Here is a 26,481-nt window from a genome sequence, read left to right as displayed (position 1 = left end):
GGGCCGACCATCCGATCATTCCGGTGATGCTGGGCGACGCAACTTTGGCGCAGGAGATGGCGGCGCGGATGCTGAAGCGCGGCATCTATGTCATCGGCTTTTCCTTCCCGGTGGTGCCAAAGGGCCAGGCGCGCATCCGCACGCAGATGTCGGCGGCGCATTCCAGCGCCGACATCGACCGCGCCGTGGCGTCATTCGCGGCAGTCGGCAAGGAACTGGGCGTCATCTCCTGAGACGCCAAAAGCTGCTCCGGATCAAGGGATTCAAGGGACAAAAGAATGTCGAACATGATGAAGGCGCTGGTGAAGGCCAAGGCCGAACCGGGCATCTGGATGGAAGAGGTGCCGGTGCCGGAGATCGGCCCCAACGATGTGCTGATCAAGGTCAAGAAGACGGCGATCTGCGGCACCGACGTGCACATCTACAATTGGGACCAGTGGGCGCAGAAAACTGTGCCGGTGCCGATGGTGACCGGCCATGAATTCGTCGGCACGGTCGCCGATTTCGGTGCCGCGGTCACCGAATACAAGGTCGGCCAGCGCGTCTCCGGCGAGGGTCACATCGTCTGCGGCCACTGCCGCAACTGCCGGGCGGGCAGAGGGCATCTCTGTCGCAACACGCTCGGCGTCGGCGTCAACCGCCCCGGCGCTTTTGGCGAATATCTGGCGATCCCGCAGCACAATGTCGTGCCGATCCCTGACGATGTGCCCGACGAGATCGCCGCGATCTTCGATCCGTTGGGCAACGCCGTCCACACCGCCCTGTCCTTCGACCTGGTCGGCGAGGATGTGCTGGTTACCGGCGCCGGGCCGATCGGCATCATGGGCGCGCTGGTGGCGCAATGTGTCGGCGCGCGCAAGGTCGTCATCACCGACATCAACCCGGTCAGGCTGGCGCTGGCCAAAAAACTCGGCGTCCAGCATGTCGTCGATGCCTCGAAGGAAAAGCTGCGCGATGTAATGCCCGCGCTGGGGATGACCGAGGGATTTGACGTCGGCCTCGAAATGTCGGGCGCAGCCCCCGCCTTCCGCGACATGATCGACACCATGAACAATGGCGGCAAGATCGCCATTCTGGGCATCGCGCCGACCGGCTTCGAGATCGACTGGAACAAGGTCATCTTCAAGATGCTGCATCTCAAGGGCATTTACGGCCGCGAAATGTTCGAGACCTGGTACAAGATGATCGCGCTGGTGCAGGGTCCGCTGGATGTCAGCGGCCTGATCACGCACCGCATTGGCATTGATGATTTTCAGACGGGGTTCGACGCGATGCGAAGCGGCAGTTCGGGGAAGGTGGTAATGGATTGGTAGGGCGCGTCTGCGGATTAGCCAGTCCAGAAATGCTGGCGGGACAGCACCCCCCTCTGGCCTGCCGGCCATCCCCCGCAAGGAGGGAGGTCGGGTGTCACCCCTGCTTTCGCCAATCACCAATGCTGCAGAGAGGCGTAATCTCGAAGCTGCCAATCTCCCCCCTTGCGGGGGAGATGTCCGGCAGGACAGAGGGGGGTGTGCAGGATCGCTACGAGGCGGATAAAGCCTCTTCCAGCGCCGCCACGCCGCTCACAATAGCCGCCCGCTCTTCTGCACTCAGCCTCTCCAGCAGCTCCCGTTCAAAGGCCTTCGCCAGCGGCACCATCTCGCGATAGGCGGCGAGCCCAGCTTTGGTCAGCGCCAGATGCTCCACACGCCGGTCGTTCTCGTCCGCCGTCCGCACCAGCCAACGCCTTCGCTCGAGCTCGGCCACCGCCCGCGAAACCTTGGTCTTGTGCATTGCCGACTGCTCGCCGAGCGCCGTCGCCGTCATCGTGCCGCGCTGGCCCAGTCCTGAAAGCGTGCGCCATTCCGGCCGCGTCAGGCCGTGGCGGTCGCGGTAGATCTTCGAGAATTCTCGGCTGACGGCGTCGGCAAGCCGGTAGAGCCGATAGGGCAGGAAGCTTTCGAGTTCGAGGATTTCCATCTGCGCACCTTGTGCGGCGTTCGCGGTTGATAGTTACATTTTCGATGGTTACAAATGAAACCAGTTTGGTCAACAGTGCCGGCAAGCCGCGTTCCAGGCGGCTCAAGACCGGGATCAGGGAGGATCGGATGGCCTTTTCCTACATGCCGGGCTTCGGCAACGATTTCGAGACCGAAACCTTGCCCGGCTCGCTGCCGCAGGGACGAAACTCACCGCAGCGGCCAGCTTACGGCCTTTATGCCGAACAGCTTTCCGGCTCGCCCTTCACCGCACCGCGCGGCACCAATGAGCGTTCCTGGCTTTATCGCATCCGGCCGAGCGTAAAGCATACCGGCCGCTTCAAGGCGGTGAGCTATCCCCTATGGAAGACAGCGCCCAATGTCGGCGACCACGAGCTGGCGCTCGGCCAGTATCGCTGGAACCCGGTGCCGATGCCGAAGGAGCCGACCGATTTCATCGCCGGCATGCGTACGATCACCACGGCTGGCGACGTGCTCGGGCAGACCGGCATGGCGGCGCATGTCTATGTCGCTAACCGTTCGATGGTCGACGATCATTTCTTCAATGCCGACGGCGAGTTGCTTATTGTGCCGCAGGTCGGCGCCTTGCGCTTCGTTACCGAGATGGGCGTCATCGAACTCAGGCCCGGCGAGATCGCCGTGCTGCCGCGCGGGCTGGTGTTCAAGGTCGAACTCGCCGATGCCGAAGTGCGCGGCTATGTCTGCGAGAATTACGGCGCCAAGCTGACTATGCCTGACCGCGGCCCGATCGGCGCCAATTGCCTGGCCAATCCGCGCGACTTCAAGACGCCCTGCGCCTGGTTCGAGGAGAAGGAGACGCCGTGCCGGCTGACGGTGAAATGGTGTGGCAATTTCCATGTCACCGAGATCGGCCATTCCCCGCTCGACGTGGTGGCGTGGCACGGCAACTATGCGCCCTACAAATATGATCTGGCGACGTTTTCGCCGGTCGGCGCCATTCTGTTCGACCATCCCGATCCGTCGATCTTCACTGTGCTCACCGCGCCGAGCGGCGAGGAAGGCACCGCCAACATCGACTTCGTCATCTTCCCGCCGCGCTGGCTGGTAGCGGAAAATACGTTCCGACCGCCCTGGTACCACCGCAACATCATGAGCGAGTTCATGGGCCTGATCCATGGCCAGTACGACGCCAAGGAGGAAGGCTTCGTGCCCGGCGGCATCAGCCTGCACAATCTGATGCTGGCCCACGGCCCCGACGCGCCTGGCTTCGAAAAGGCCTCGCGCTCCGAGCTGAAACCGGTCAAGCTCGACAACACGATGGCGTTCATGTTCGAGACCCGATTCCCACAAATGCTGACCCGCTACGGCGCCGAACTGGAGACACGGCAGGACAATTACATCGACTGCTGGTCCGACCTGAAGAAGCGTTTCAACGGCACGCCGGAGGGCGATTGGTCTTGAGGCCTGCCCGATGAGCGACCGCCTGGTGCTTCTCGGCTCCAAGGGCGGCCCGGCATTGCGGCCGGGCGGGCCGTGGCCGAGTTCGTCGCTGCTGGAACTCGGCGGGCGAAGCATGGTCGTCGATTGCGGACTTGGCGTCACGCGCGGCCTGGTCGATGCCGGCATCAGTCTCAAGACGCTCGACCTCATCTTCGTCACCCATCTGCATTCCGACCATGTGCTGGAACTGGGGCCGCTGCTGCACACCGCCTGGACGGCCGGTCTGGCGACGCCCGTCAGCGTGTTCGGCCCGCTTGGCACCGCCCAGTACTGGCGGCACTTCTGTGAGGCGATGGAGTTCGACATCAAGATCCGCGTCGTAGACGAGGGCCGACCGGATATCCGCGAGCTGATTTCGATCGTCGAATTCGGCGAGGATCTGGTTGTTGAGGAGGACGGTCTCAAGGTAACGGCGCTGCGCGTCGACCATCCGCCGGTGACCGACTGTTTCGCACTGCGTTTCGATCATGCCGGCAAAAGCATTGTATTCTCGGCGGATACCGCCTTCTTCCCGCCGCTCGCCGGCTTCGCCAAAAATGCTGACATCCTCGTCCACGAAGCCATGCTGGAAGAGGGCATTGAGATGCTCGTTGCCCGGACCGGCAACGGCGCACGGCTGAGAGAGCATCTGCTCGCCAGCCACAGCTTTGCCGAGGAAGCCGGCCGGATTGCCAGCGATGCCGGCGTGAAAACGTTGGTGCTCAATCACCTCATTCCGGCCGACGACCCCGGGATCGGCGAGGCCGATTGGGTGGCTGCTGTCAGGAAATCGTGGTCCGGTGACTTGACGATTGCCCGCGACGGCCTTGTTGTGGGGTTTCGGGAGTGACGATGGCCGACGACAAGCTTTGGGACGAGATGGATAAATCCGCGGCGACGTCTTCGGATCTGCTCTCCTTGGCCCTCGACAGCGTGCAGGACTTGCCGTCCTTTGTCCGCTTTGTCGATGCGCTGCGAAAGGATCGTGAAGACGCCGACCGCAAGGAGGCGTTGCGGTCAGCAGGGCCTTACAGCAGCTGGAATGGCTGGGAAAACAATTCGATAGCCACTTTTCTCGAACGGGCGGTTGCCTGCGTCCAAGACAATGGGCCGGCATTCCTGGCGGATGAAAATCCCTGGAAAGCGGCAGCCAGAATTCTCTATGCCGGCAAATATTACGAATAACCGCAATACTACGAATAACCACTGGGAGGACGCATGAAGCTTGCCACATTGAAGGACGGGACGCGCGACGGAAAGCTCGTCGTCGTCTCGCGCGACCTGACGCGCTTCACCGACGCCTCATTCCTGGCGCGCACGTTGCAGGCGGCGCTCGACGACTGGCAACGGATTTCGCCGCATCTGGCGACCATCGCCGAATCGCTGGAGAACAATGCCGTGCCGTCGGCCCGCTTCCACGAGCATGACGCCCATTCGCCGCTGCCGCGCGCCTATCAATGGGCTGACGGGTCGGCCTATGTGAACCATGTCGAACTGGTCCGCAAAGCCCGTGGCGCCGAAATGCCCGCTAGCTTCTGGACCGATCCGCTGATCTACCAGGGTGGTTCCGATTCCTTCATCGCGCCGCGCGATCCGATCCGCATGGCAGACGAAGCCTACGGCATCGACATGGAGGCGGAAGTCGCCGTCATCGTCGATGATGTGCCGATGGGCGCCAGCCTCGAGGCGGCGCGCGCCGCGATCCGGCTGGTGATGCTGGTCAATGACGTGACGCTGCGTACGCTGACCGGGCCTGAACTTGCCAAAGGGTTCGGCTTCTTCCAGTCAAAGCCCTCCTCGGCCTTCTCGCCGGTCGCGGTGACGCCGGACGAACTCGGCGACGCCTGGGATGGCGGCAAGGTCAGCCTGCCGCTGCTCGCCGACCTCAACGGCAAGCCGTTCGGCCGCGCCAATGCCGGCGTCGACATGACCTTCGATTTCGCGGCGCTGATTGCCCACGCCGCCAGGACGCGGCCGCTGGTTGCCGGCACCATCATCGGCTCCGGCACCGTCTCCAACAAGCTGGATGGCGGGCCGGGCAAGCCGATATCGGCGGGCGGCGCCGGCTATTCCTGCATCGCCGAACTGCGCATGATCGAGACCATCGAGTCGGGCGAACCGAAGACGCCGTTCCTGCGCTTAGGTGACACGGTACGCATCGAGATGAAGGATAGGACGGGCCACTCGATCTTCGGCGCCATCGAGCAGAAGGTCGAGAAGTACCAGGCATAACGGGGGGCAATGCAATGACGGGCGAGGCGTTCTATCTGTTGGCCGGCGTATGGGCGCTTGGGATTCTGGTGGTGTTCATCCTGGCGATCCGGCTGAGCTATAGCATCGAGGCGCGCTCGCCCGATCTGACCAACCGCAGCGGCTACCCGCGCAAGGCGATGATGTTCCACACCATCACCAACACCAATGTGGCGCGCGATGTGGAAACGCAGGCCATGCGCCGGCGCATGAACCGGCTTTTGCTGATCGTTGTCGCCGGTTTCGCGGTCATGGCGGCAGGCATTGGCCTGGTCAGGCGAATGAACTCATGACCCTGCTCGACCATCTGCGCCGCATGGCCGGCAACAATCTCTGGTCGAACGATCGGCTTTACCGCGCCGTGCTGCAGCTCAAGCCCGGCGAATTCGAAGCCGAACGCACCAGCTTCTTCCCGTCGATCAAGGCGACGCTGAACCACATCCTTGCAGTGGATCATCTCTATCTCGATTTTCTGGAAGAGGGCGGCGTGGGTGCTGCCGCCCATGACGATTACGTGCCGTTCGATGAACCGCAGGCGCTGTTTGCCGCCCAGACTGCGGCCGACCGGCGCCTGATCGCCTTTTGCAACAGCCTTTCGGCAGACGATCTTGATCTCCAGGTCATCACCGACCGGCGTCAGGACGGCATGATCCCCGAAAAGATCGGCGACATCCTCGCCCACCTCTTCCTGCACGACATCCATCATCGCGGCCAGGTGCACGCGATGCTGTCGGGTACGTCGGTCGCGCCGCCGCAGCTCGACGAGTTTCTGCTCGACTATGATTTGAAATTGAGAAGTGCAGAGATCGAGCGGCTGGGACTCTAATTAATCGTCAAGCGACTCGGCTCATTCAGAGTAGCGGTGACGCCGATAGGTCTGTCCTTGCCGGACGGCGGCAAGAGACGCGCTACGACCCTGCCGCGCCGGGTGATTACTATCTCCTCACCGGCTTTCGCTCGGCTCACGAGCTCCGACAGTTTGGCTCTGGCTTCGGTTATGGAGACGTTCACGGCTCGACCTCTTGTGATCTGAGCTTAGATAAGCCGATAGAGCCGCAAACCAGTATGTGATCTCAGGCCGCCTTGCCGTCCACCTTGATCACGCCGCGCTTGATCTGGTCCTGCTCAATCGATTCGAACAGCGCCCGGAAATTGCCTTCGCCAAAGCCTTCGTCGCCCTTCCTCTGGATGAATTCGAAGAAGATCGGCCCGATCACGGTTTTGGAGAAAATCTGCAGCAGGATCTTGGTCGTGCCGCCATCGACCACGCCTTCGCCGTCGATCAGGATGCCGTGCTTCTTCATCCGCTCGATCGGCTCGTCATGGCCGTTCACGCGGTCATACGACATGTCGTAATAGGTCTCCGGCGGGCCAGGCATGAATTTCAGCCCGTTGGCTGCCAGTTTGTCCGTGGCGGCGTAGATCTCGTCGGTGCCGACAGCGATGTGCTGGATGCCTTCGCCATTGTATTTCTTCAGATACTCGGCGATCTGGCTGGTCTCGTCCTTGGACTCGTTCAGCGGAATGCGGATCTTGCCGCAGGGCGAGGTGATGGCCCGGCTGACCAGGCCGGTGATCTTGCCGTCAATGTCGAAGAAATGGATCTGCTTGAAACCGAACAACTCGCGATAAAAGTCCCACCATTTGTCCATCTGGCCGCGATAGACATTGTGGGTGAGGTGGTCGAGGAAATAGAAGCCGACGCCTTGCGGCCGCGGGTCGCGCGCGCCCAGCCACTCGAACTCGGCGTCATAGGCCGAGCCCTTCTTGCCGTAGGCGTCGATGAAATAGAGCAGCGAGCCGCCGATGCCGACAATGGCCGGCACATCGAGCGCCTTGTCGTCGCCTTCATAGCGCGTGGCGCCTTTCGACACCGCATGGTCGAACGCATGCTTTGCATCGACCACGCGCCAGGCCATCGAGGCGGCACAGGGACCGTGCTTGTCGGCGAACTTCATCGCATGCGAGCCCGGTTCGGCATTGACGACATAGTTGATGTCGCCCTGGCGCCAGACGGTGATCTCTTTCGTGCGGTGCTTTGCGACCGCGATGTAACCCATACGGGTGAACAATTCGGCAAGCTTCTGCGGCTCCGAATGCGCGAACTCGACAAACTCGAATCCGTCGGTGCCGGCGGGGTTTTCCTTGCTGATCTTTGCAGGTGGGGCATCGTGCGGGAAGGGACCCATGGCATTCCTCCAAACGGATGGTGGCCACATCGGACCACGAGATAACCAATCATAGCGCGGAGTGGCCGCACGGTGCTTGCATTCAAACGCTTGAAATGATCATCTTGCGCGTAATTCATGCATGATTGGAGAGAAATCCATGGATGATGCGCGTATCGATCAATTCGACCGCAAGATAATGGCTCTTTTGCAGGGCGATGCGCGGCTCACCAACAACGATCTGTCGGAACGGGTGAACCTGTCGGCGTCGCAATGCTCGCGCCGCCGCCAGCGGCTGGAGGAAGACGGTTACATCAAGGGCTATCGCGCGGTGCTCGACCGCGACAAGCTCGGCTTCTCGCTGGTCAACGTCATCTCGGTGACATTGGCGACCCACAATCGCGACAATGCCAGGCGCTTCGGCGAACTTTTGGCGCGGCTGCCGGAGGTACAGGAAGCGCATGCCCTGACCGGCGAGATGGACTACATCCTGAAGGTGGTGACGCCGGACCTCAAGTCGCTGTCGGAATTCGTCAACGGCGTGCTGCTGCCGCATGAATCCGTGCAGCATGTGAAGACGGCGATCGTACTGGAGACGCTGAAGGAAACCGGCGCGCTGCCGATTTAACCCTTCGACTGATGGATCAGCCCGTAAAGGTTGGTGCAGCGCGCTCCAGAGCGGCAATAAGCAAACACCGGGCCTTCGAGCGCGTCGAGCGCCTCGGCCTGGTCCTCGACATTCTCGGCCGTGATCTGCCCGCTGATCACCGGGATGTAGCGGAAGGCCAGTCCCGCGGCTTCGACTGCCGCCTTGATACTGTCGGCCGAAGGCTGACCGGGCTGCTCGTCATCCGGACGGTTGCAGATCACGCTCTTGAAGCCGGCTTCCTTGATGGCGGTGGCATCTTCGGGCTGGATCTGACCCGAAACCGAATAGTCCACGCTGATTTCGCGATATTCCATGGCTGTCATCCCTAGCAATCTGGTTTGGCGCAAAGTCTTGCCACTCTCGCACGAGGTCGGCAATCCGCGCAGAAGGAAATCCTTTTGCGCAAATAGCCATTCCCGGAGCAAAATCCAACTCAGGCTCAATCGGATGCGCGCCGTTGGTCTTGCCCGAAGCCGACAGCGACACTAAACAGTCGCGACCCTCAAAACGAAGGAACCTCCCCATGAGCATTCGTCGCATCGATGTTGGCCCGCGCATGAGCCAGATCGTCATTCACGGTGACACCGTCTATTTGGCCGGCCAGGTCGGGACGCCCGGCGCCAGCGTCGGCGAACAGACGAAGTCGATCCTGGCCACCATCGACGAATTGCTGGCCAAGGCCGGCACCGACAAGACAAAGATTCTGCAGGCGATCATCTGGTTGGCCGACATGGGCACCTTCGCCGAGATGAACAAGGAATGGGACAAGTGGGTGCCGCAGGGCAATACGCCCGCCCGCGCCACCGGCGAAGCCAAGCTGGCTGGGCCGGAGTATGCGGTCGAGATTATTGTCACGGCGGCGATTTAAAGCGCTGACCCTCTACCTCCCCCAAGTGGGCCTAAGTGGGGGAGGTCGGACCAAAGGTCCGGGTGGGGGGCGGTGCCGCACCTCCACCCCGCCGCTTCGCGGCGACCCTCCCCACAAGGGGGAGGGTAAGCGCAGCTACCCCGGCCGGAACCTTGCCACCAGCGTGTGGCTCTCGGCTGGATAAGTGAACCTCACCTGCGTCACCGGGTGCTCCGCGCTCCAGGTGCGGCGCTCGACCACCAGGCAGGGCGCGCCGGTTGGGATGTCGAGCGCTTCGGCAATGTGCCGGTCCGCCCCTACCGCGCGGATGCGGTGTTCGGCCTCGCTCCACGGCACGCGGCCGATCAGCCATGGGCCTGGCGCGATATCCGAGAACTCCTCCTCGACCGCTTCAGGCACGGCAGTGAGGTTGATCAGCCGCTGTTCGTGGGCGAATGGCCGCTTGCCGGCGAAGTGCAGGCCTTCCAACGCCAGCAGCGGTCCCGCTGCCGAGAGCTCCAGCAGTGCGCGGTCCTCGGCGCTGCTGCGCCTTTTCTGCCGCGCCACCCGCTCGTAGCGATAGGGCAGGCCCAGCGCCTCGACCTCGATACGGATGTCATGCAGTTCCAGCACCGCGGCCTGTGATTGCGGCTGGCGCACAAAGCTGCCCGAGCGCCGACGGCGTTCGATCAGCCCGGCCTTGGCCAACTGCGACAGCGCCTTGTTCACCGTCATGCGCGAGCAATTGTACTGCTCCGTCAATTCGTGCTCGAACGGGATGCGGTGGCCCGGCGCCCAGGCGCCCGACAAGATCTTTTCGCTGATGTCAGAGAGAATGCGCTGGTGCAGCGAACCGCCGCCTTCCGCCGCTGCTGCCTCTGTCATGCTCATGCCGAAAGCGCCGTCATCACTTTGCGAAAGCGCTCGGCGATCGCCTCACGCCTGGCATGCCTGCCGCCGCTGACCTGTTTTTTGCCATGCACCCAGACGCAGTCGACCGTGCTGCCATTGGCAAAGATCCAGGCGTCGAGGATGGCATCGCCGCTCTTGCCGGCAAGCGAGGGATGGTTCTGGTCGAGCGAGACGAAATCGGCCGGCGACCCGGCTGTGATCCGCGATGGACCGGCGCCCAGCGCGGCGCTGCCGCCGTCGAGCGCGGCGTCGAACAAGGAGCGTCCGTTTGAGCCGCCGGCGGGAGCCAGCACATTGCGGGCGCGTTGCGCCAGACGCTGCGAATATTCGAGCTGGCGCAATTCGTCCGGCAGGCCGATCAGCACATTGGAATCCGAGCCGACACCGAAATGGCCGCCGTGGTCGGTGAACAGCGGCGCGGCAAAGGTGCCGTCGCCGAGATTGGCCTCGGTGATCGGGCAAAGGCCGGCTATGGCGCCGCTCTTTGCCATGCCGATGGTTTCCGCCTCGGTCATGTGGGTGGCGTGGATCAGGCACCAGCGCTTGTCGATCCCGGCATTGGCAAGCAGCCATTCGACCGGCCGTGCGCCTGACCAGGCAAGGCAGTCCTCGACTTCCTTCACCTGCTCGGCGACATGGATATGGATCGGGCCGTCCGGCGCCATCGCCGCAACTGCACCGAGTTCCTCCGGCGTCGCGGCGCGCAGGCTGTGCGGGGCGACGCCGACGACGGCCTGATTCAATGTGCGAACGGATTCGCGGGCTTTCTCAAGCAAGCGCCCGAAGCGATTCACATCGTTGATGAATCGCCGCTGGCCATCGCTGGGAGCAGCGCCGCCGAAGGAAGAATGCGCGTAAAACACCGGCAGCAGGGTCAGGCCGATGCCGGTCTCGCCGGCCGCGGCGGCAATGCGCTCGGCCATTTCGGCAAGGTTAGCATAGGGTTCTCCGTCGCGATCGTGATGCAGATAATGGAACTCACCGACGCGCGAGAACCCGGCCTCCAGCATCTCGACATAGAGCTGCGCGGCAACCGCTTCGACCTGGTCCGGCGTCATCGACAGCGCGAAGCGATACATGACGTCACGCCAGCTCCAGAAACTGTCGGCCGAGGGGCCGCGCAATTCGGCCAGGCCGGCCATGCCGCGCTGGAAGGCATGGCTGTGCAGGTTCGGCATGCCGGACACGACGATCGCGTGACGCTCATCACCGGCTTGCGCCGATGCCTGCGTCTCGACTGTCGCGATACGGCCATCGCCGATCGATATCCTGACATGGTCGTGCCAGCCGTCGGGCAGCAATGCCTGTTCCGCAAAGATCGCCGTCACGTTTTTCTCCCGTTCCCTGAACAATAGCACTTGCAGTCCGTTTCAATATGTATATACATAATCACCATCCAATCAAACGGAAAAGATGATGGCGGCACAAGATAAAAGCCGGGCAGGGGGCCTTCACCTTTGGCGCAATGCGCGCCTGGCGACCATGGCCGAAGGCGAAACCGGACTGGGTATCGTCGAAAAGGGCGCTATCGTGGCCCGCGACGGTCTGATTGCCTATGCCGGGCCGGAAGCAGACATGCCGTCGGCGCTGGCTCAAGGTGCTGCCGCCACCGATTGCGAAGGCCGCTGGATCACGCCCGGCCTGATCGACTGTCACACCCATCTCGTCCACGCCGGCAACCGCGCCAACGAATTCGAAATGCGGCTAGCCGGCGCCACCTATGAAGAAGTGGCGCGGGCCGGAGGCGGCATCGTTTCCTCGGTCAAATCCTTGCGTGCGGCCAGCGAAGACGAACTGGTTGCGCAGACGCTGCCGCGCCTTGATGCGCTGATGGCCGAAGGCGTCACCACGGTAGAGGTGAAGTCAGGTTACGGGCTCGATCTCGAAAACGAGCAGAAATCGCTGCGCGCCGCGCGGCGCCTGGACAAAGAGCGTCCGGTGACGGTCCGCACCACCTTCCTCGGCGCGCATGCGCTGCCGCCGGAGGCCAAGGGCGACAAAGACGCTTTTGTCGATCTCGTCGCCAACACGATCCTGCCTGCCATCGCAGCCGAAGGCTTGGCCGACGCCGTCGACGGTTTCTGTGAAGGCATCGCATTCTCGCCGGGGCAGATCGCCCGCGTCTTCGACAAGGCCGCAGCGCTCGGCCTGCCGGTCAAACTCCATGCCGACCAACTGTCCAACCTGCACGGCGCCGAACTTGCCGCGCGTTATGGCGCGCTGTCGGCCGACCATCTTGAATACACCGACGAGGCCGGCGCCGTGGCGATGGCAAAGGCCGGCACCGTGGCGACGATCCTGCCCGGCGCCTACTATTTCATCCGCGAGACCAAGAAGCCGCCGATCGGCCTGTTTCGCCAGCACGGCGTCAAGATGTCTGTCGCCACCGACAACAATCCCGGCACCTCGCCGCTGACCTCGCTGCTGCTGACCATGAACATGGCGGCGACCCTGTTTGGTTTGACCGTCGAGGAATGCCTGGCGGGCGTCACCCGCGACGCCGCCCGCGCGCTCGGGCTGCTCGGCCAGACCGGCACGCTGGAAGCTGGAAAATCCGCTGACCTCGCGATCTGGAACATCGAGCGCCCGGCCGAACTCGTCTACCGCATGGGCTTCAACCCGCTTCATGCCCGCATCTGGAGAGGACAATGACCGAACTTACTCTGAAGCCCGGTAATGCGACGCTGGCCGATTGGCGCGCCATCTACCGTGGCGCCGTGCCGACGCTGGACGCCGCCTGCCGCCCAAAGATCAAAGCCAGCGCCGAGGCGGTCGCCCGCATCGTCGCCAAGGGTGAGCCGGTCTATGGCATCAACACCGGCTTCGGCAAACTGGCCAGCGTTCGCATCCCGGCCGCCGATCTCGAAACCCTGCAGCGCAACATCGTTTTGTCGCACGCCGCCGGTGTCGGCGAGCCGATGCCGGTCGCGGTGGTCCGGCTGATGATGGCGCTGAAGCTCGCCAGCCTGGCGCAGGGCGCCTCCGGCGTGCGGCCGCAGACCATCGAACTGCTGGAAGCCATGCTCGCCAACGACGTCATCCCCGTGGTGCCGGCGCAGGGCTCGGTCGGCGCTTCGGGCGATCTCGCGCCGCTATCGCACATGACCGCCGTCATGATCGGCGTCGGCGAATGCTTTACCCCGCATGGCCGCTTCCCGGCCAAGGTCGCCTTCGTCTCGCACGGTCTGGAGCCGGTGACGCTCGGGGCCAAGGAAGGCCTGGCGCTGCTCAACGGCACGCAGTTCTCCACCGCCTATGCGCTGGCCGCTCTGTTCGAGGCCGAAGTGCTCTATCAGTCGGCGCTGGTTGCCGGCGCGCTGTCGACCGACGCCGCCAAGGGTTCGGATGCCCCCTTCGATCCGCGTATTCATCTCCTCAGAAAACACCCTGGCCAGATCGAGACGGCGGCAGCGCTGCGCAATCTGATGGCCGGCAGCGCCATCCGTGAATCGCATCGCGTCGGCGACGAACGCGTGCAGGACCCATACTGCCTGCGCTGCCAGCCGCAGGTGATGGGGGCGGCGCTGAGCGTGCTGCGCCAGGCCGCCGATACGCTCGGCACCGAGGCCAATGGCGTCACCGACAATCCGCTGATCTTCGCCGAGGACGACACAGCACTTTCCGGCGGCAATTTCCACGCCGAGCCGGTGGCTTTCGCCGCCGACATGATGGCGCTTGCTGTCTGCGAGATCGGCTCGCTGTCGGAACGCCGCATCGCCATGCTGGTTGATCCCGCGCTGTCCGGCATGCCGGCCTTTTTGACGCCGAAGCCCGGCCTGAACTCCGGCTTCATGATCCCGCAGGTGACGGCCGCAGCGCTCGTCTCAGAAAACAAGCAGAAGGCCTATCCGGCCAGTGTCGATTCCATCCCGACCTCGGCCAACCAGGAAGACCATGTCTCGATGGCCGCACACGGAGCGCGCCGGCTGATCGGCATGGTGGAAAATGCCACGGCCGTCATCGGCATCGAACTCTTGGCCGGGGCGCAAGGCTGCGATTTCCATGCGCCGCTGGCATCGAGCGTGGCGCTTGAAGCGGTGCGCAAGCTGGTCCGGGCCGAGGTGCCGCATCTCGATACCGACCGGCATTTCCACCCCGACATGGAAAAGGCGATCGCCATGGTGCGTAGCGGCGCTGCCATCAAGGCGGCCGGCGCGATAACACTGCCTTCGATCTCGGGAGCCTGACATGACCGACTGGCTGACAGTAACCGAGGGCACTGCACCGCTCCTGGTTTCGATCCCGCATACCGGCATCGATCTCGCCGGCCTCGACAACCGGCTGGTCTCGCCCTGGCTCGGCCGCCGTGATTGCGACTGGTGGATCGACAATCTCTACGATTTCGCCGCCGGCCTCGGCGCGACAGTGGTGCACACCTCGATCTCGCGCACCGTCATCGACGTCAACCGCGATCCTTCCGGCGCCTCACTTTATCCCGGGCAGACGACAACGACGCTTTGCCCGACCGAGACCTTCGACGGCGATCCGCTGTATCTGCCCGGCGCCGAACCGACGCCGTCGGAGATAGACCAGCGCCGCATGGCGTATTTCGTGCCCTACCATGAAATGCTGGCCGCCCAGGCCGTCAGGCTGCGCGGCCTGCACGAAAAAATTGTCATCTACGATTGCCACTCGATCCGGTCGGTGCTGCCGCGCCTGTTCTATGGCACGCTGCCGGTCTTCAATCTTGGCACCAATGACGGCCAGACCGCCGATCCGGCGCTACAGGCGCTGGTCGGCCAGATCATGGCCGAAAGCGGTGAAAGCAACGTCATCAACGGCCGTTTCAAGGGCGGCTGGATCACGCGCTACTTCGGCAATCCGCAAGGCGGCTACCATGCGCTGCAGATGGAACTTGCCGATCGCGGCTATTTGCGCGAGCCCGAAGGCAAGGGCGAACCGGACAATTGGCCGGTGCCTTACGATGCCGCGTTTGCGGCGCCGATGCGCGCCACACTGACGAAAATCCTCCAAACCGCCATTGACTGGGCCGGGCGCTGAGGCGCCGCCTTACTCGAAAGGGACAGTGATGAACAATCCTCGCCACAACATCCGCGAAGTGCGCGCGCCGCGCGGCGACAAGCTCAACGCCAAATACTGGACGACCGAAGCGCCGCTGCGCATGCTGATGAACAATCTCGATCCGGATGTCGCCGAAAACCCCAACGAGCTCGTCGTCTATGGCGGCATCGGCCGGGCCGCGCGCACCTGGAACGATTTCGACAGCATCGTCGCCTCGCTGAAGACGCTCAACGAGGATGAGACGCTGCTGGTCCAGTCCGGCAAGCCGGTCGGCGTTTTTAAAACCCACTCCAACGCCCCGCGCGTGCTCATCGCCAACTCTAACATCGTGCCGCACTGGGCAACCTGGGATAAATTCAACGAGCTCGATAAGAAGGGCCTGATGATGTACGGCCAGATGACGGCCGGCTCATGGATCTATATCGGCACGCAAGGCATCGTGCAGGGCACCTACGAGACCTTCGTCGAGGCGGGCCGCCAGCACTACAACGGCAACCTCAAAGGCAAGTGGATCCTGACCGGCGGCCTCGGCGGCATGGGCGGCGCCCAGCCGCTGGCAGCCGTCATGGCCGGCGCCTGCTGCCTCGCCATCGAATGCAATCCGGACTCCATCGATTTCCGCCTGCGCACCCGCTATGTCGACGAGAAGGCTGAGACGCTCGACGAAGCGATGGCCATGATCGAGCGCTGGACCAAGGCCGGCGAGGCCAAGTCGGTCGGCCTGCTCGGCAATGCGGCTGAGATCGTGCCGGAGATGTTCAAGCGCGGCATTCGCCCCGACATGGTCACCGACCAGACCTCGGCGCACGATCCCGTCAACGGCTACCTGCCCAAGGGTTGGACCATGGCCGAATGGCGCGAGAAGCGCGTCAGCGACCCCAAGGCAGTCGAAAAGGCGGCCCGTGCGTCGATGCGCGAGCATGTCGAGGCGATGGTTGCGTTCTGGAACGCTGGTGTCCCGACGCTCGACTACGGCAACAACATCCGCCAGGTCGCCAAGGACGAAGGGTTTGAAAACGCCTTTGCGTTCCCGGGCTTCGTGCCCGCCTATATCCGCCCGCTGTTCTGCCGCGGCATCGGCCCGTTCCGCTGGGCCGCGCTCTCCGGCGATCCCGAGGACATCTACAAGACCGACGCCAAGGTGCGCGAACTGACCCCCGGCAACACCCATCTGCACAACTGGCTGGACATGGCGCGCGACCGCATTGCGTTCCAGGGCCTGCCGGCGCGCATCTGCTGGGTCGGCCTCGGCGACCGCCACAGGCTCGGTCTTGCCTTCAACGAGATGGTCGCCAAGGGCGAGCTGAAGGCGCCGGTCGTCATCGGTCGTGATCACCTCGATTCCGGCTCGGTCGCTTCGCCAAACCGTGAGACGGAGGCGATGAAGGACGGCTCCGACGCCGTTTCCGACTGGCCGCTGCTCAACGCGCTGCTCAACACCGCGTCCGGCGCCACCTGGGTGTCGCTGCATCACGGCGGCGGCGTCGGCATGGGCTTTTCGCAACATTCCGGCATGGTTATCGTCGCCGATGGCACGGCGGACGCCGCAAAGCGCCTGGAGCGAGTGCTGTGGAACGACCCGGCGACCGGCGTCATGCGCCACGCCGATGCCGGCTACGACATCGCCATTGAGTGCGCGAAAGAGCACCAGCTCAACCTGCCCGGCATTCTCGGCTGATTGACTGAAACGATGCGCGTCCTTCGTGCCGCCGATTACCGCGTCATGCCGTGGAAGAATGGCGGCGGCACGACGACCGAGATCGCCGTTTCACCTGACGGCGCCGGGCTTGACGACTTCGACTGGCGCGCCTCGATGGCGCGGGTCGAGGGCGGCGGCCCGTTCTCGGGCTTTGCCGGAGTCGACCGCACGCTGGCCGTGCTGGAAGGCGAGGGCATCGTCCTCGATATTGCCGGCCGGCCACCGGAGCGGCTGACCGGGGCGTCGGCCCCGCTTTCCTTCCCTGCCGACGTGGCGACGCAGGCCACACTGATCTCCGGTCCGATCACCGACCTCAACGTCATGACCCGCCGCGGGCGGGCAACGCACACGGTCGAGCGCCTGCTGGTGTCGGCGCCAATCGATATCCGCCCGACAACCGCAACGACCCTCATCCTGCCGCTCGACGGCGAGGTCGGCGTGACCGGCCCGACACCTTCCCGGCTTGGACCTCGCGACACGCTTCTGATCGGCCCGGAAGTCGCGGAACTGCACCTGGAACCGGCGGGGCGGACGACCGTGTTCGTGATCCAGATCGCCAGCCTGGGCTAGCCGCGCCGCCGGCAACGATTAACGCCTGTTGCCAAACATGATCGCACGCCGGAGAAATCTGGCGTAAGCTATTGCCTGGATCACGAAAAAGCCTGAATCCTTCCGTCGTTCCAAGCCGGACGGGAGGGCAGGGGTGCTCGTCCTTGAGTTGTCGAACGCCCCTCCTTGAAATGTCGAAGGGATAACGCCTCTGGCGTGGTGCGAAGCAAAACTTTCGGCCAGTGTAATCATGCAACCAATTGCATTTGAATCGGTTTTAGGGACATTGCCGTGGCGGTGACGCCGCATCGCGTCCCCCATGCGGAATTTTCAATGAATATCCAGACAAATCCTGCCCATATCGAAAAGACCAGCGCCAGGTTCCCGGTCATCACCGACGAGCCGATACGCTCCAATTTCCTGCCCGAAGAGCGGCTGCGCGCGATGGGCGAGAGCCTCGCCAAGGGCGACATCAAGGACCTGTTCGGGCTGACGCCGTTCGAGTTCCAGGCTCGCATTCGCGACAGCGCCAAGAAGATCCTCGAAGTCTACCGCTCGACCAATGCCGCCCAGGCCAAGGGCGAAACCATTACGCCTGCCGCGCAATGGCTGCTCGACAACAACTATCTGGTCGAAGAGACCATCTTCCAGGTCAAGCGCGACCTGCCGCGCCGTTTCTACCGGCAGTTGCCGACCCTCAAACTGTCCGATGGCGCCGCCGTGCCGCGCGCGCTGGCGCTGGCCTGGAGCTATGTCGCCCATTCCGACAGCTCCGTCTCGGCAACTATGTTCAAATCCATCGTCGAGGGTTTCCAGTCGGTCGAGCCGCTGAAGATCGGCGAGCTCTGGGCGCTGCCGTCGCTGCTGCGCTTCGTGCTGATCGAAAACCTGCGCCGTATCGCCGTGCGTGTCGACCGCACCAGGCAGATGCGCCATATCGCCAACGAAGTCGCCGACCGCGTGCTGGCGACAGACGACAATGCCGACCGCCAGAAAATCCTGTCGAGTTACGGCGCGCATGCCCAGGACACGACCTTCGCCACCCAGCTGCTTTACCGCTTGCGCGACGGTTCGCAGAATGCCGGCAGGGCGCTGGAATGGCTGGAGGTCGAGCTCGAGAAGACCGGCTCCGACGCCGAGGAAATCATCATCTCCGAGCATCGCACGCTGTCCAGCGGCAATGTCACCACCGGCAACATCATCCGCGGCCTGCGCCTCATCAACGACGTTGACTGGACGGTGTGGTTCGAAGGTGTCAGCCGCATCGATACGCTGCTGCGCGAGCGCACCGATTTCGCCGCGCTCGACTTCTTTTCGCGCGACCAGTACCGCACATCGATCGAACAGCTGGCGCGCCGCTCCGACCTGTCCGAATTCCGCGTCGCCGAAAAGGCGATCGAGCTTGCCAGCCATGTGCCCGGCGTTACCGATGCGTCCGGCGTGCCGGATGAAGCTGCCGATCCCGCCATGCATACTGACGTCGGTTTCTTCCTCGTCGGGCCGCGCCGGCCGGACCTGGAAAAGGCGATCGGTTACCGGCCGCCTTTCTATGTGACCTTCAAGCGAGCCTTCACCGCCACGGGCTGGCTGGGCATCGTGGCTCCGGTCTTTCTGCTGACGGTGCTGCTGCTGGTGCTCTCGGGCAATGCGCTTGCCCATCTCGGCCTGTCGGTTCCCTCGATCACGTTGATGCTGGCACTGTTTGCGGTGCCCGCCAGCGAGGGCGCGCTCGCCTTCTTCAACACCGTCGTTTCGCTGTTCCTGAAGCCGACACGGCTGGTCGGCTATGACTACAAGCACGGCATTCCGGCCGCGGCGCGTACGCTGGTCGTGGTGCCCTCGCTGATCGGCTCGCGCGATGATGTCGAGGAAAACATCCGCAACATCGAGGTGCATCACCTCGCCAATACGGCGGATGAAATCCATTTCGCGCTGCTGTCCGACTGGCCGGACTCCAAGACCGAGATCGACGCCGCCGACATCGAAATCCTGCAATATGCGCGCGACGAGATCGCCAGGCTCAATGCGCGCTACCCCTCCGAGGGCGCGCCGCGTTTTTATATCCTGCATCGGCGCCGGCTCTACAACCAGGCGCAAGGCGCGTGGATGGGCTGGGAGCGCAAGCGCGGCAAGCTGCACGAGCTGAACCTTCTCCTGCGCGGCGACAGCGACACCACCTTCCTGCCGCTCGACGTGCCGCTGCCGGAAAAGGTCCTATACGTCATGACGCTGGACGCCGACACGCGCACGACACGCGACGCCGTGTCGTCGTTGGTCGGCAAGCTCGCCCATCCGCTCAACCGCCCGCATTTCGACGCGGCAAAGCGTGTCGTCACCGCTGGGTACACCATCTTGCAGCCGCGCATCACGGCCTCGCTCACCAGCGGCGACGACGCCTCGTTCTTCCAGCGCGTCTTTTCGGCCAACAGCGGTCTCGACCCTTACGTCTTTGCCGTGTCCGATCTCTACCAGGACGTCTTCAGCGACGGCTCCTTCACCGGCAAGGGCCTCTATCATGTCGACGCTTTCGAGGCGGCGCTGAAGGGCCGCATCGAGGAAAACACCGTCCTCAGCCATGATCTGCTCGAAGGCGCGCTGGCGCGCGCCGCGCTCGTCACCGACGTCGAACTGGTCGAGGACTATCCGACCCGCTATTCGGTCGACGCCTCGCGCCATCACCGCTGGGCGCGCGGCGACTGGCAGCTGCTGCGTTTCATCTTCTCGCCGCGTTCCGGCGTGCCGGCGCTGTCGCGCTGGAAGATGGTCGACAACCTGCGCCGTTCGCTGACCCCGATCTTCTGGGTGATGGCGGCGATCGCCGGCTGGACGCTGCTGCCCTTCACGCAGGCCGCGCAGTGGCAGGCGCTTTTGATCCTATCGCTGTTCATGGCGCCGACTTTCGATGTGATCAACGGCATCTTGCCCAAGAGCGGCGACCAGACGCCGCGCGGCCATTTCTCGGCGCTGGCGCGCGACGCCGTCTTCGGCACGGCGCTCGTGGCGCTGAAAGTGCTGTTGATGGCGCACAACGCCTGGATGATGGGCGACGCCATCGTGCGCACGCTTTATCGCCTGTTCGTCAGCCGCCAGAACCTTCTGGAATGGCGCACGGCGTCGCAGGCGCACAAGGGCGGCGACAACGATCTCGGCTCCTATTACAGCATGATGTACGGCGCCGTGATCATCGGCGTTGTCGGTCTTGCGATTCCCGTGCTGGCCGATTCCACCGGCGCCTTCGTCGCCTTCTTCTTCGCGTTGTTCTGGATCGGCTCGCCGGCGGTGGCCTGCTGGATCAGCCGCTCGGCCGAGACCGAGGACCGCCTGCGAATCTCGCAGGCCGACATCCACGCGCTGCGCACCGTGGCGCGCCGCACCTGGCACTATTTTGAAACCTTCGTCACGGCCGAGCATCACAATCTGCCGCCCGACAATTTCCAAGAGAGCCCGGCTCCGGTGGTGGCGCCGCGGACATCGCCGACCAATATCGGCGTCTATCTCCTGTCTGTGGTCTCGGCGCGCGATTTCGGCTGGATAGCGCTCTCCGACGCCATCACCCGCATCGACGCGACGATGACGACCATCGAGAGCATGCCGCGCAACCGCGGCCATCTCTTCAACTGGTACGACACCACGACGCTGAAGCCGCTCTATCCGTTGTATATTTCGGCCGTCGACAGCGGCAATCTCGCCGGACATCTGGTCGCGGTCGCGGCTGCCTGCGCCGAATGGGCCGAAGCCCCGTCCGTGCATCTGCAGGGCGATTTCGAAGGCGTCCTCGACACGGTGACGATCCTTGACGAGAGCCTCGAGGAATTGCCTGACGACCGCCGTCAGCTCAGGCCGCTGCGCCAGCGGCTGGCCGACCGTCTCGACGGTATGCGGCGCGCCGTGATGACCATCAAGGCGCAGCCGGAGATGGCTTCGATCCGCACCATCAATCTGGCCGTGCTTGCCGGCGAAATCCGCAAGCTCGCCACCGCTATCCATACCGAAGCGGGATCGCAGCGCAGCGACGTGATCGCCGATTGGGCAGCGCGGCTGGAAGCGACCTGCGAAGCGCATGTGCATGACTCCCACAGTGACGAGAACGCCGTCGAAGCCTTGCGCGCCAAGCTGTTGGCGCTGCGCGAACGCTGCCGCCGTTACGCCTTCGAGATGGATTTCTCCTTCCTGATGCGGCAGGAAAGAAAACTGCTCTCGATCGGCTACCGTGTCGAGGAACATCAGCTCGATGAAAGCTGCTACGATCTGCTCGCGTCCGAGGCGAGGCTGACCAGCCTGTTTGCCATCGCCAAGGGCGACCTGCCGACCGAGCACTGGTTCCGGCTCGGACGACCCATTGTCGAGATCGGCTTCCAGGGCGCGCTGATGTCCTGGTCGGGCTCGATGTTCGAGTATCTGATGCCACCGCTGGTGATGAAGGAGCCGCAAGGCTCGATCCTCAACCAGACCAGCAAGCTGATCATAAAGCGCCAGATCCAGTATGCCCGCTCGAAGAACGTGCCTTGGGGCGTTTCGGAAGCGGCATACAACGCCCGTGATCGCGAACTAACCTACCAGTACACCAATTTCGGCGTGCCCGGACTTGGGCTGAAGCGCGGTCTTGGCCAGAACACGGTGATCGCGCCTTACGCCACGATCCTCGCCGCACAGTTCACACCGCGCGAATCCGTGCAGAATCTGGTCAGGCTGCGTTCGATCGGCGCGCTGGGAAGGCACGGCTTTTATGACGCCGTCGATTTCACGCCGCAGCGCGTGCCGGAAGGCACCGACCACGCCGTCGTGCTGAACTACATGGCCCACCATTCCGGCATGTCGATCGCCGCCGTTGCCGACGCCATCTTCGAAGGTCGGCTGCGCGACCGCTTTCACAGCGACCCGGTGATTGAATCAGCCGAACTCCTGCTGCAGGAGAGGGCGCCGCGCGACATCCCGACCGCCACCGTCAGGACCGAGGCCGACGAGCGCTCCAAGGACGAGACCGAGACCGAGAGCCCGGACTCCCGCATCATTCTCGACCCGGCAAGGGCGTTGCGCTCGACGAATGTCATGTCCAACGGCCGCTATTCGGTCATGGTGTCCGCCACCGGCTCCGGCTACAGCCGCTGGGGCGAACTCGCGGTCACCCGCTGGCAGCCGGACCCGACCGAGGACCGGCTCGGCTCCTACATCTTCCTCAGGGATGCCGGCACCGGCGACTGGTGGTCGGCGACCGCAGAACCAAAGCAGGCGACCGGCGAGAGAGTGCAGACGCTGTTTTCCGACGACAAGGCCAGCTTCGTCAAAGCGGTTGGATCGCTGCGTTCCGAGGTCGAGTGCATCGTCATCTCGGAAGGCAATGGCGAGGGACGGCGCGTCACGCTCTACAATGACGGCGCCACTGATCGGCACATCGAGGTGACCTCATTCGCCGAGCTGGTGCTGGGCAACGAGGCCTCGGACAACGCCCATCCGGCGTTCTCGAAAATGTTCATCGAGACCGAGATCGCTGCCAATAACGGCGCCATCTTCGCCACCAGACGCAAGCGCGACAAGAACGAGCCTGACGTCACCATGGTGCATTTCGTCACCGATCCGTCGGGATTGGCGCGCGACGCCGAGGCCGAAACCGACCGCCGCGCCTTCATCGGCCGTGGCCGCACCATCGCCGAGGCCGCAGCCTTCGATCCCGGCGCCAAGCTTGGCGGCCATCATGGCTTCACGCTCGATCCGGTCGCGGCATTGCGCCGGCAGGTTCGGGTGCCGGCCAACAAGAAGATATCATTGACCTTCTGGACCGCTGTCGGCGCCAACCGCGCCGAACTGGACGAAGCCATTGCCAGGCTCGACCATCCCGAAAGCTTCGCCCGCCAGGCGATGCTCGCCTGGACCCGTAGCCAGGTGCAGACCCGCCACCTTGGGCTGAGCCTGACCGACGCGGCCAATGTCCAGAAGCTGGCGCGTTATCTGATCTATCCCGATCCGTTCCTGCGCCTGCCGGCCGAGTCCATCGCTTCGGGGCTCGGCAAGCAGTCCAGCCTGTGGCCGACCAGCATCTCCGGCGATTTCCCGATCTTTCTGGTCAGGATCGGCGACGTCGCCGACCTCGAGATCGTCGCCCAGGCGCTGCGCTTCCAGGAGTATATGCGCGCCCGCGGCATGATGATCGACTTCGTCGTCGTCAACGAGCAGGCGTCGTCCTACGTGCAGGATCTGCAGCGTGCGGTCGAGACGCTGTGCGAAAACAGCCGCCTGCGCGGCAAGGAACTCGGGCCACGCCAGCACATCTTCGCGGTCCGCCGCGACCTGATGGATGAGTCGACCTACAAGACGTTGCTGGCGGTTGCCCGCGTCGTGCTGCACACCCGCAATGGCACCATCTTCGACCAGATCGAGCGCGCCGAGGGGGCAGCCTTGCAGGCCCGCGATGCCTTGCAGCCGGCAGGTGCTGCAACCCTTCGCGAGACGTCTCTGCCAGTGCCGGTGGCGCCCGCTTACCATGCTGCGTCCGACAGCAGTGCCGACGGCAGCGGGCTTAGCCAATGGAACGGCTTCGGCGGTTTCGAAGGCGATGGCCGCCACTACGTCACCCGCCTTGCCGGCCGGCGCACGACGCCGCAACCCTGGATCAACGTCGTCTCCAACGCCTCGTTTGGCTTCCATGTCTCGGCCGAAGGCGCCGCCTTCACCTGGAGCCGCAACAGCCGCGACTACCAGCTGACGCCGTGGTCGAACGATCCGGTCACCAACCGGCCGGGCGAGGGCGTCTATATCTACGACCACGCCAGCGGCAAGGCGTTCTCGCCGCTCGCCGCCGTGGTCCGCGATCCCTCCATGACTTACGAGACATGGCACGGCCAGGGCTTTTCGACGTTCCGGTCGAAGCGCGGTCCGCTGTCGATGGATCTGACGCATGTGGTCGATCCGACCGATCCGGTGAAGATCACGCGGCTGCGCATCCAGAACTCGGGCTCGGCGCCGGCGCGGCTGCGCGTCTACGCCTATGCCGAATGGGTTCTCGGCAGCCATCGCTCGAGCACGGCGGCGACCATCATTCCGTCGAGGGATTCAGCGACTGGTGCGCTTCTGGCGCAAAACCCCTACGGGCTCGATTTCGGCGACCGGGTGGCCTTCCTGGCCGCCACCGGTCCGGTTCATTCGGTGACGGCCGACCGCGGCGAGTTCATCGGCAGGCAAGGCACCAGCGCCTTTCCGCATGCCGTCGTCAGCGGCGCCGGCTTGTCGGGCCGCGTCGAAGCCGGCGACGATCCCTGCGCCGCCCTCGCCAGCGACATCGACATTCCCGCCGGCGGAGATGTCACGCTCGTCTGGCTGCTTGGCGATGCGGCCACGCCCGCCGAGGCGAGTGCGCTGGTGCATACCCATTCGGGCAAGGATTTCGACCAGCGGCTGGCCGACAATGAACGCGTCTGGCGCGGCTTCCTCGACACCATCCAGGTCGAGACGCCGGACAAGGCGCTCGACGCCATGGTCAATCACTGGCTGCCGTATCAGAGCCTGGCCTGCCGCATCCGCGCCCGCTCGGCCTTCTATCAGGCAAGCGGGGCCTTCGGCTTCCGCGACCAGCTGCAGGACACCCTGGCCCTGCTTGCGCATGATCCGAAGCTGGCGCGTGACCAGATCCTCAACGCGGCGCGCCGGCAATTCCCCGAAGGCGACGTTCAGCATTGGTGGCTGCCGCGCACCGACGCCGGCGTGCGCACCATGATCTCCGACGACGTTGTCTGGCTGGCGCACGCCACCAACCGCTACATCGAAGTGACCGGCGATGCGGGGATCCTCAAGGAGCAGCTGCCTTTCATCGACGGGCAGGTGCTGGGCGAGGGCGAGCACGACGCTTTCTTCACCCCTGAAGTATCCAAGACTCATGCCTCGCTCTACGATCATTGCGCGCGCGCGCTCGACCTTGCGGTCAAGCGCAGCAGTCCGGCCGGCCTGCCGCTGATCCTCGGCGGCGACTGGAACGACGGCATGAACCGCGTCGGCGAAGCCGGCAAGGGCGAGAGCGTATGGCTGGGCTGGTTCCTGCTGAAGACGCTGGGCGACTTTGCTGCTATCGCCAAGGGGCAAAGCGACACCAAGCGGGCGCAAGCCTGGCTGAAGCACGCTGACGTGCTGAAGCGGGCGCTGGAAAGCAGCGCCTGGGATGGCCAGTGGTACCGGCGCGGCAGCTACGATGACGGCACGCCGCTCGGCTCGCACAATTCGGACGAGTGCAAGATCGACTCCATTGCCCAGTCGTGGAGCGTGCTCTCCGGCGAGGGTGACCCGGCGCGCTCGACCACCGCTATGCAGCAGGCGACGAACCTGCTCGTCGACGATAAGCTCAAGATCGTCAAGCTGTTCACTCCGGCCTTCCAGCATACGGGAAAGGATCCCGGCTACATCAAGAGCTACCCGCCGGGCGTGCGCGAGAACGGCGGCCAGTACACCCATGCGGCGACCTGGTTCGTCATCGCGCTGGCCGAAATGGGCCGCACCGACGATGCCTATCGCTGCTTCTCGATGCTGAACCCGGTCAACCACGCGCTCGACGATGCATCGGCCGAACACTACCGGGTCGAGCCCTACGTCGTCGCCGCCGACATCTATTCCGGCGAAGGCAAGGGCGGTCGAGGCGGCTGGACCTGGTATACGGGGTCGGCCGGATGGCTCTACCGCGCTGCTGTTGAAGGCATTCTGGGCATTGAGCGGCGCGGCAAGCAGATCACGTTCCGGCCCAAACTGCCGGGACATTGGGACGGCTATTCGGCGACGCTCAAGATGCTGGGAGCAGAGATCAAGGTTCGTGTCATCCGCGACAAAAAAGCCAAGTCCATCGCGCTCGAAGTCAATGGAACGAAGACAAAGTCGTCGGGTTTTGAACCGAAAGCCGGCGAAAAGACCGAAGTAGTCGTCAAGATACCGGCATAAAATCAAAGACTTGACGCTTTCGGCGCGCGTCCTGCGGGGCGCGCGTTTTTATT

Annotated in this window: 22 protein-coding genes; 16 read left to right on the top strand and 6 right to left on the bottom strand. The window is 63.9% G+C overall.

Features of this window, described 5'->3' with window-relative positions:
* Positions 1-233, top strand: a 233-nt coding sequence (locus ACWTU9_RS10800) for an aminotransferase class I/II-fold pyridoxal phosphate-dependent enzyme (RefSeq protein ID WP_455858267.1), incomplete at its 5' end; no start/stop codon positions are given.
* A gap of 45 nt (positions 234-278) precedes the next feature.
* Positions 279-1,313, top strand: coding sequence for an L-threonine 3-dehydrogenase (gene tdh / locus ACWTU9_RS10795; RefSeq protein WP_023672918.1), 1,035 nt, complete (start codon positions 279-281; stop codon positions 1,311-1,313).
* Positions 1,314-1,521: 208 nt separating this feature from the next.
* On the opposite strand, the gene ACWTU9_RS10790 is transcribed toward tdh, so the two are convergent.
* Positions 1,522-1,959, bottom strand: coding sequence for a MarR family winged helix-turn-helix transcriptional regulator (locus ACWTU9_RS10790; protein WP_455858266.1), 438 nt, complete (start codon positions 1,957-1,959; stop codon positions 1,522-1,524).
* Positions 1,960-2,087: 128 nt separating this feature from the next.
* Between ACWTU9_RS10790 and hmgA the strand changes: the two genes are divergently transcribed.
* From hmgA to ACWTU9_RS10760, 6 genes are read left to right on the top strand one after another with little or no spacing between them, the layout of a single operon-like run.
* On the top strand, positions 2,088-3,401 hold the full coding sequence (hmgA, locus tag ACWTU9_RS10785) for a homogentisate 1,2-dioxygenase (RefSeq protein ID WP_455858265.1): 1,314 nt from the start codon (positions 2,088-2,090) through the stop codon (positions 3,399-3,401).
* Between the two features lie 10 nt (positions 3,402-3,411).
* Positions 3,412-4,269, top strand: coding sequence for an MBL fold metallo-hydrolase (locus tag ACWTU9_RS10780; RefSeq protein ID WP_455858264.1), 858 nt, complete (start codon positions 3,412-3,414; stop codon positions 4,267-4,269).
* A gap of 2 nt (positions 4,270-4,271) precedes the next feature.
* Positions 4,272-4,604: a DUF7660 family protein gene (locus ACWTU9_RS10775; RefSeq protein ID WP_455858263.1), complete on the top strand. Its 333-nt coding sequence runs from the start codon at positions 4,272-4,274 to the stop codon at positions 4,602-4,604.
* A gap of 33 nt (positions 4,605-4,637) precedes the next feature.
* Positions 4,638-5,651, top strand: a complete 1,014-nt coding sequence (locus tag ACWTU9_RS10770) for a fumarylacetoacetate hydrolase family protein (protein WP_455858262.1) — start codon at positions 4,638-4,640, stop codon at positions 5,649-5,651.
* Between the two features lie 14 nt (positions 5,652-5,665).
* Positions 5,666-5,962 carry a hypothetical protein gene (locus ACWTU9_RS10765; protein WP_455858261.1) on the top strand — a complete coding sequence of 99 codons (297 nt, stop codon included), beginning with the start codon at positions 5,666-5,668 and terminating at the stop codon, positions 5,960-5,962.
* Positions 5,959-6,495, top strand: coding sequence for a DinB family protein (locus ACWTU9_RS10760; protein ID WP_455858260.1), 537 nt, complete (start codon positions 5,959-5,961; stop codon positions 6,493-6,495). Before ACWTU9_RS10765 ends, ACWTU9_RS10760 begins: the two co-directional genes overlap by 4 nt.
* Here ACWTU9_RS10760 and ACWTU9_RS10755 read toward each other — a convergent pair.
* Both ACWTU9_RS10755 and hppD read right to left on the bottom strand, forming a co-directional pair.
* Positions 6,492-6,680 (bottom strand): type II toxin-antitoxin system Phd/YefM family antitoxin, encoded by a 189-nt coding sequence (locus ACWTU9_RS10755; RefSeq protein ID WP_455858259.1) that lies wholly within the window; start codon positions 6,678-6,680, stop codon positions 6,492-6,494. The two genes, ACWTU9_RS10760 and ACWTU9_RS10755, sit on opposite strands and share 4 nt — an antisense overlap.
* A 62-nt stretch (positions 6,681-6,742) precedes the next feature.
* Entirely contained in the window at positions 6,743-7,858 is a 1,116-nt protein-coding gene (gene hppD, locus ACWTU9_RS10750) for a 4-hydroxyphenylpyruvate dioxygenase (protein ID WP_455858258.1), read from the bottom strand.
* A 139-nt stretch (positions 7,859-7,997) separates the two neighbouring features.
* On the opposite strand from hppD, the gene ACWTU9_RS10745 reads away from it, so the two are divergent.
* Entirely contained in the window at positions 7,998-8,465 is a 468-nt protein-coding gene (locus tag ACWTU9_RS10745; RefSeq protein ID WP_181061738.1) for an Lrp/AsnC family transcriptional regulator, read from the top strand.
* On the opposite strand, the gene ACWTU9_RS10740 is transcribed toward ACWTU9_RS10745, so the two are convergent.
* Complete coding sequence (locus ACWTU9_RS10740) at positions 8,462-8,800, bottom strand: TIGR01244 family sulfur transferase (RefSeq protein ID WP_455858257.1); 339 nt, start codon at positions 8,798-8,800, stop codon at positions 8,462-8,464. The genes ACWTU9_RS10745 and ACWTU9_RS10740 overlap by 4 nt on opposite strands.
* Positions 8,801-9,009: 209 nt before the next feature.
* Here ACWTU9_RS10740 and ACWTU9_RS10735 point away from each other — a divergent pair, with 209 nt between their 5' ends.
* A complete protein-coding gene (locus ACWTU9_RS10735) occupies positions 9,010-9,354 on the top strand; it encodes a RidA family protein (protein ID WP_455858256.1) in 345 nt (114 codons plus the stop codon).
* Positions 9,355-9,489: 135 nt separating this feature from the next.
* Here ACWTU9_RS10735 and hutC read toward each other — a convergent pair whose 3' ends face one another.
* The gene (hutC, locus tag ACWTU9_RS10730) at positions 9,490-10,224 is read right to left on the bottom strand and encodes a histidine utilization repressor (RefSeq protein ID WP_455858255.1); all 735 of its coding nucleotides are present in this window, start codon (positions 10,222-10,224) and stop codon (positions 9,490-9,492) included.
* The gene (locus tag ACWTU9_RS10725) at positions 10,221-11,573 is read right to left on the bottom strand and encodes a formimidoylglutamate deiminase (protein ID WP_455858254.1); all 1,353 of its coding nucleotides are present in this window, start codon (positions 11,571-11,573) and stop codon (positions 10,221-10,223) included. Before ACWTU9_RS10725 ends, hutC begins: the two co-directional genes overlap by 4 nt.
* Before the next feature lie 88 nt (positions 11,574-11,661).
* On the opposite strand from ACWTU9_RS10725, the gene hutI reads away from it, so the two are divergent.
* The 6 genes from hutI to ACWTU9_RS10695 all read left to right on the top strand — a co-directional run bounded on the left by hutI (position 11,662) and on the right by ACWTU9_RS10695 (position 26,428).
* Entirely contained in the window at positions 11,662-12,897 is a 1,236-nt protein-coding gene (gene hutI / locus ACWTU9_RS10720; protein ID WP_455858253.1) for an imidazolonepropionase, read from the top strand.
* The gene (gene hutH / locus ACWTU9_RS10715; protein WP_455858252.1) at positions 12,894-14,432 is read left to right on the top strand and encodes a histidine ammonia-lyase; all 1,539 of its coding nucleotides are present in this window, start codon (positions 12,894-12,896) and stop codon (positions 14,430-14,432) included. Before hutI ends, hutH begins: the two co-directional genes overlap by 4 nt.
* A 1-nt stretch (position 14,433) precedes the next feature.
* Positions 14,434-15,246 (top strand): N-formylglutamate deformylase, encoded by an 813-nt coding sequence (hutG, locus tag ACWTU9_RS10710; RefSeq protein ID WP_454589400.1) that lies wholly within the window; start codon positions 14,434-14,436, stop codon positions 15,244-15,246.
* Between the two features lie 28 nt (positions 15,247-15,274).
* Positions 15,275-16,945, top strand: a complete 1,671-nt coding sequence (gene hutU / locus ACWTU9_RS10705; protein ID WP_455858251.1) for a urocanate hydratase — start codon at positions 15,275-15,277, stop codon at positions 16,943-16,945.
* 12 nt (positions 16,946-16,957) lie between these two features.
* Entirely contained in the window at positions 16,958-17,536 is a 579-nt protein-coding gene (locus tag ACWTU9_RS10700; protein ID WP_455858250.1) for a HutD/Ves family protein, read from the top strand.
* Between the two features lie 312 nt (positions 17,537-17,848).
* Positions 17,849-26,428, top strand: a complete 8,580-nt coding sequence (locus tag ACWTU9_RS10695) for a GH36-type glycosyl hydrolase domain-containing protein (RefSeq protein WP_455858249.1) — start codon at positions 17,849-17,851, stop codon at positions 26,426-26,428.
* Positions 26,429-26,481: the final 53 nt, after the last annotated feature.

This window comes from Mesorhizobium sp. 128a, assembly GCF_053848025.1.
This window is presented reverse-complemented; position numbering and strand designations above follow the sequence as displayed.